Origin of the sequence: Shewanella sp. 8A (genome assembly GCF_023475945.1) — a bacterium.
GTDB classification, from domain to species: Bacteria; Pseudomonadota; Gammaproteobacteria; order Enterobacterales; family Shewanellaceae; genus Shewanella; species Shewanella xiamenensis.
In genome coordinates, this window is record NZ_JAMDJP010000120.1 from 1 (window position 1) to 280 (window position 280).

General features: G+C 42.9%; 1 rRNA gene. It reads left to right on the forward strand.

From position 1 onward, the window contains the following. Nucleotides 1-225 precede the first annotated feature (225 nt). Nucleotides 226-280 (forward strand): 5S ribosomal RNA (gene rrf, locus M0413_RS23165); the annotation flags it as partial.

Consider the following 280-nt stretch of genomic DNA (forward strand, 5'->3'; position numbering starts at 1 on the left):
GTTGTGAGGCGTTGAGCTAACTGATACTAATGACTCGAGAGGCTTAACCATACAACCCAGATGGGTTTTGCTAAGTAGCACTTAGACGAATAGAAACACTTAAGAAGTGGTCATAAAATGCACCTGCATTTATGACATCAAGTACCTCCATGTACTTGTGAACTCAAACCAGCTTTCCGAATTCATTTACTGCCCACATAAGATGGGGAGTAGATACCAAATTTGCTTGGTGACAATAGCATTGTGGTCCCACCTGATCCCATCCCGAACTCAGAAGTGA